This is a genomic window from Halorientalis sp., from assembly GCF_028275115.1.
GTDB lineage: Archaea > Halobacteriota > Halobacteria > Halobacteriales > Haloarculaceae > Halorientalis.
This window is the reverse complement of record NZ_JAQCNH010000011.1, coordinates 1-5115: the sequence shown is the minus strand read 5'-3', so window position 1 is coordinate 5115 and position 5115 is coordinate 1. Positions and strand designations below refer to the sequence as shown.

Annotated in this window: 6 protein-coding genes and 1 pseudogene; 3 read left to right on the top strand and 4 right to left on the bottom strand. The window is 59.1% G+C overall.

Annotation, left to right across the window (positions count from 1 at the left end):
* Both Q0964_RS01520 and Q0964_RS01515 read left to right on the top strand, forming a co-directional pair.
* Positions 1-359, top strand: a pseudogene (locus tag Q0964_RS01520) (hypothetical protein); the annotation flags it as partial.
* Between the two features lie 19 nt (positions 360-378).
* Positions 379-1332, top strand: a complete 954-nt coding sequence (locus tag Q0964_RS01515; protein ID WP_299262722.1) for a universal stress protein — start codon at positions 379-381, stop codon at positions 1330-1332.
* A 93-nt stretch (positions 1333-1425) separates the two neighbouring features.
* Here Q0964_RS01515 and Q0964_RS01510 read toward each other — a convergent pair whose 3' ends face one another.
* From Q0964_RS01510 to Q0964_RS01505, 3 genes are all read right to left on the bottom strand, one after another.
* Positions 1426-1578, bottom strand: a complete 153-nt coding sequence (locus Q0964_RS01510) for a hypothetical protein (RefSeq protein ID WP_299262720.1) — start codon at positions 1576-1578, stop codon at positions 1426-1428.
* A gap of 276 nt (positions 1579-1854) precedes the next feature.
* A complete protein-coding gene (locus Q0964_RS18540) occupies positions 1855-2133 on the bottom strand; it encodes a DUF7521 family protein (RefSeq protein WP_422653631.1) in 279 nt (92 codons plus the stop codon).
* 23 nt (positions 2134-2156) lie between these two features.
* Positions 2157-2537, bottom strand: a complete 381-nt coding sequence (locus Q0964_RS01505) for an ArsR/SmtB family transcription factor (RefSeq protein WP_299262718.1) — start codon at positions 2535-2537, stop codon at positions 2157-2159.
* A gap of 626 nt (positions 2538-3163) precedes the next feature.
* Between Q0964_RS01505 and Q0964_RS01500 the strand changes: the two genes are divergently transcribed.
* Complete coding sequence (locus Q0964_RS01500; RefSeq protein ID WP_299262716.1) at positions 3164-4408, top strand: ethylbenzene dehydrogenase-related protein; 1245 nt, start codon at positions 3164-3166, stop codon at positions 4406-4408.
* 171 nt (positions 4409-4579) lie between these two features.
* Here Q0964_RS01500 and Q0964_RS18590 read toward each other — a convergent pair whose 3' ends face one another.
* Positions 4580-4960, bottom strand: a complete 381-nt coding sequence (locus Q0964_RS18590) for a DUF8108 domain-containing protein (protein WP_475405236.1) — start codon at positions 4958-4960, stop codon at positions 4580-4582.
* Between the last annotated feature and the right edge of the window lie 155 nt (positions 4961-5115).

Genomic DNA, 5115 nt, shown 5'->3' with positions numbered 1-5115 from the left:
TAGAGGGGATCATCTCGTTCGGATCGCTGATGTTCATGGTCGTCTTCGGGGCAATGAGCTACCTCGCGCTACAGCAACGCCACCGTGACGATATCAACCCGATCCCGCCGCTCGTCGGTGTCGTCGGCTCGTTCGGCGCCTTTCCGATTCTGATCTGGAACATGTACACGAACGAGCCGGCGGTGTTCGGAACCGTCGTGGTCACAGCCGTGGCGGTGTTCGCGGTCGAATCGCTCTACTTCGGGCGCGAAACGATCTGGGCCGGTGTCGAACGGAGCGGACGGACCGTTGCTGACTTCGCGGCCGACCGGCGGACGGACGCCGAGAGCACCTCGACCGAGGAACCGAGCACCGATTAGCGATGACACAGTAACACGCATGCAGGGGGACGCAGCGCACGACCATTCGGAACGAACGCGCCGGTACGACACCGTGCTCGTCCCTACCGACGGCAGTGAGCACGCGAGGGCGGGGGCCAGACACGGCGTCCGCATCGCTCACGGGTTCGATGCGACGGTCCATGCCGTCCATGTCACAGACCCGGGGACCGGGCTCACCCCGGTCGAACTCTCTCAGACGACGCCAGCGGGGGACGAACGGGGAGCCGACGGTGAGGAGGCGCTCGACGGCGTGGCACGCCTCGGCGACGAGACCGGCGTGACAGTCCGTACTGAGCTTCTTGAAGGGAATCCGGCTGAGTTGCTTCAGAGCTACCTGACGGACAACGATATCGATATCGTGGCGATGGGGACGCGTGGTCGGAGCAACATCGAGCGTCACCTCCTCGGTAGCGTCACCGACCGGATGGTCCGGACATCACCGGTTCCGGTTCTGACAGCGCGAATCGAGAACGACCCCGCCCTCCCTGTCAAAGGGGATTATACCGATATTCTCCTTCCCACCCGTGGCGGGGACGGCTCCGAACTCGCAGTCGATCACGCAGTGAGTATCGCCGCGCGGTTCGGTGCGACGCTACACGTCATCTACGTCGTCGACATTCGCTCGCAGGCGGCGAAACACGACACCTACGAACTTGGGGAACTCGTCGACGAGCTCCGGACGGCAGTCACCGACGCGGTTACCGACCGGGCCGACGAGGCCGGCGTCGACACACGAGTTGCCATCCAGCAGGGCACACCGCACAATGCGATTCAGCGGTACGCGGCCGACCACGGGATCGATCTCATCGTTATGGGAACGCACGGTCGCGGGCGGGTCGAACAGTTCCTCCTCGGGAGTATCACCGAACGAACTGTCCGGACGGCTGACGTCCCGGTAGTCACCGTCCGACTGGACGAGTGGTTCGGCGCTAACGGCGGCGAGAAGAGGTAATGACCGTATACGCGGCGGCAGAGGCCGCAGACGACGGGGACGGTGGCTAGTGAAGTCTCCGATCAAGCCTCGGCGGCGAAGAGGGCTACCGAGTCAAGCGACAATACGAGCGAACACCTGAATCCCGAGATTGGCCTCTCCAGCACGCTGGCGATAGGAGATCTGGACGATGATCGCCGCCGGCATCTTCGCGTTGCCCGTCCTCGCCGTCAAGGAAGGCGAGACCGTCACCACCCTCTCGTTCATGATCGCGGCCCTCGTTGCTGTCTCCACCGCTGTGGCGTGTGCCGAACTCTTCCCGATCCATCGCGATGCCGAATGCGGGTACACGTACACCCCTAACCCTCCGGTTTTCAAACGCTCAATTAGGCGGCGCGGGCTGTCACGTTCAGCGAAGGTGGGTGACGGTCCTCAGGATAGGATCGTTCGAGTACTATCGACGGGACGCCGTAGGGGAAAATGGGACCGACCGAACAGCGCCCTCAATACGATGCTTGGAGGCGCGACTACATCGACAGGCGCTCACGACCCACGGACGGAATAATAAATACTTCCCAAGCCGAGCCCGATCAGGAGCGACTCTATCGTGTAGAGAATCAGAAGCGTCGATCCAGTTATTTCGTAAATCCCGATGATAGCAGGTGCATAGATGACTTCGGCGATTGTGCTGAGCGTGACGAGTCCAAACCCGAGCGTCGTGTAATTCAGATTTGACTTGCCGACGCGCCGACGCGCTTGAATACTCAAATAGGTGAGAGCCCCGCCGATAGCGAAAACAAAGGTATTGCTCAACACCAACATCCAGATTGTAGGTGGACTACTCGTCATTCGTCACCTTCGGGGTCATCGTCTTCCCCTGACCTTTCGAGATCCTCAATGAGTTCAGCGAACTGATCCACAGTGTCCTTTTCGATATCGATGTTGACATTGAGTCGTCCTTCGTCGACGCTGATCGTGATTTCGTTGAGGTCACTCTTGTATTCATTATACTGCGTCCCGTCAGAATCGCGCGCGAGTTCCTCCGAGAGAAGGTTGTAGTCTTCCATGGCTTGGACGCGTCGGTAGATGGTCGCCAAAGACCGATCGCAGATGTCGGCCAGTTCCTTGGCCGACATCGGTCGGACGCTCGTGGCAACCAGAATTCGACGGACATCCTCGCTGGCCAGTACGTCGAAAATATCATCCGGATCCCATGCCTTGCTCACATTCGCTTATTCGAGAACCGATAGCCCGGTTTGGATTGAGAGGGTCGCGTCCCGATACATCTGTTCGATACAACTACATACAGCGCCCGAAGATTTAATCCCCCGTCACGAGGACGAGCGGTTATTCCCACGATTTATTGGATAATTGGCTGCTGAACGCGCACTCTGTATTTTTTACAATTTCTGATACAGTATAGGTAGATCCTTCCTGTGTGCCGGTACGTGGATTCCTTGTACTAAGCGGATCAAGTTGTCCCTGATACTACTACCGCGGCACGCCACATTCGCGCGGCCTATTCATCACTCGCTACTGTGTAGGATCCCAAACACGATATTTAATCGACTGCAAGACTCAGAGGATGCGTGCAGACCAACTGGAAGTCACCGACCACTCAGGAATAGTCCGGGTAGTTGGTCAGCATACAGAGATAGAGAAGCTAATACGCCGACCGAAGCGCCGGATGAGTGACTCTACGAACGCTTTGCTCAAACGCTCCCGGCTGAGTGCTTGATGTCGGAACGGTGTCCGTGCCCCGTCGTCAATTTCTTGCCGACGCATTCCCATGGCAATTTATTACAATGTAGTACGAGCCAAGTGAGTCGACCATCATACGTGAGTTGAATCGATGAATGACAACTGGGCACCAGCCGAACAGGAAAAACAGCTTCGAACGCGGGTGGCACACGACCGAGAGCGATTGCACTTCCAGTTTCGGTGGGATCAACCGGACCCCGGCGGCTGGATCCACGATATGCTGGTCTACCACGAGGGCGAGTGGCGACAGTTTGCGGACCCGTCACCGTGGGTGAGCGACGACGAGAAACACGCCGGGTTCTACGAAGATCGTCTGAGTTTCTTTCTCGACGACAGGAGCGTCCGTGGGTTTGAGGAGTTTGCTGGATGGCTCACGACACACGAGGGAATGCGCTCGCTGCCGAGTGCAGCGTCCCCGGCCGACGTCGAGTCCCACCCGCATTACGGTGGCCGTCTCGAGAAGTCCGATATCCGGAAGTTCATCCCACAGGCATGTGCCGGCGAGTGGTGGGAAGGGAACTGGCGAGAGGTACGCTCCCCCGACGAGCTACAGGCGATGAAGGCCCGCGGCGAGTTCATTGACCTGCCGATGTGGCGCGCACACCGGTCCGACCCGGTCGGCTACGGGACCGACGCTCACGTCCTCGACTATCGACACGCCGACGACGGTCGTCGAACCTACACGAGCCAGGAGTGGACGGCGGACACAGGACCAGAGCTGATGTTCGATCCGGCTATCGTAGACGGGGGTGCGCTCGATTACCACGCTGTCTCGGCTGGCGAGTTCCCCGCCCAGGGCTCGGGAACGTACGCGCTCACGCCAGACGTGACCGTCCCGTTCGACCCAGATGTCGCTGAGTGGGAGGGCGCGATGATTCCCCGTCGCCCTGTCCGCGAACCCAGCGGAAGTGCCGCCGACTGGACTGCCTCTGGCACGTGGACCGGAGACGAGTGGGTCGTCACGATGTCCCGTCCTCTGGCAACCGATAACCCCGCAGACACCACACAATTGTCTCTGGGCGAGAGGTACCTGTGGGCACCCGCGATTCATCACGGGGCCGGTAAGCGCTGGCACTGGGCTGGCTACACCCATCGGCTCGGTCTCGGCGTAACTCCCGAACGGACAGCGGACCTACCGCCGCCCCTGGTGGCTCACGAGGTCGAGTCCGCGGCCACCGGGGCGGATATCGACTGGGAAGGGCTCCCCGTGCACACGACGCCGCTGGTCTTCCCGGGAGTCAACTCCTGGACGGACCTCGTGAACGGCCCACAGGCCGAGGCCATCAGGAGTTTGGAGACCAGCATGTGGGAGCTTCACGGCCGAGCAGACGACTAGTCACAGCGGCGAATGGCGTTCGACAGCTCGCTGCCCACGCGCGCTCTATTCAGCACTCGCCACTGTGACGGATATGTGGTGTGAGCGACTGCAGGACTCAGAGGATGTAGTCAGGAGTCAGTAACTGTTGAGTTCACACTAATTCAGATGGATCAGCAGGTCTATACGAACTTATTCGATCTCAGCAACTGGTCGCTCTGTGACATCGCTATTGCCAGTGTCAGTGGGAATGGGACCAGACAATTCCTCGGTAGCACAACTCGGACAGTAGTAGTTGCGATTCTTAGATACCGTCCACACTGGAATGCCAGCGACAACGTATTCTTGCCGATATCGACGGACAAGTCCCTTGCTCAGACTGGCTCCGCAACTGACACACGACTCATGACGACTCTCGGATTGTGAAAGGACTCTACTGTCGACAGTCTTGGCCTGACCGAACCGGGAGAGGTTGTGGCGTCGGTCAAGTCGGCGGCGAAAGCGTGGGTTGACAAATATACCTGATATGATGAACAAAAATGCCAATCCAAGAACTAACAGTGGAACGATCATTTCCCTTGTCCCGGCGTGTTGAATAACTCCACCGGTGCCACTCAGGAATGCCGCGGCTCCAAGTCCGATCAAGAGCCATCCGGCAATCCCGTACATCAAATCGGAGACCGTATCTGCGATTTCAACGCTGGAGGGCGTGGCTGACATTTCTGCAA

What these genes read in the sequence shown, in the direction of transcription:
- Q0964_RS01515 (WP_299262722.1), top strand. Translation starts at nt 379, where the DNA reads ATGCAGGGGGACGCAGCGCACGACCATTCGGAACGAACGCGCCGGTAC.
- Q0964_RS01510 (WP_299262720.1), bottom strand. Translation starts at nt 1,578, where the DNA reads ATGAACGAGAGGGTGGTGACGGTCTCGCCTTCCTTGACGGCGAGGACG.
- Q0964_RS18540 (WP_422653631.1), bottom strand. Translation starts at nt 2,133, where the DNA reads ATGTTGGTGTTGAGCAATACCTTTGTTTTCGCTATCGGCGGGGCTCTC.
- Q0964_RS01500 (WP_299262716.1), top strand. Translation starts at nt 3,164, where the DNA reads ATGAATGACAACTGGGCACCAGCCGAACAGGAAAAACAGCTTCGAACG.
- Q0964_RS18590 (WP_475405236.1), bottom strand. Translation starts at nt 4,960, where the DNA reads ATGATCGTTCCACTGTTAGTTCTTGGATTGGCATTTTTGTTCATCATA.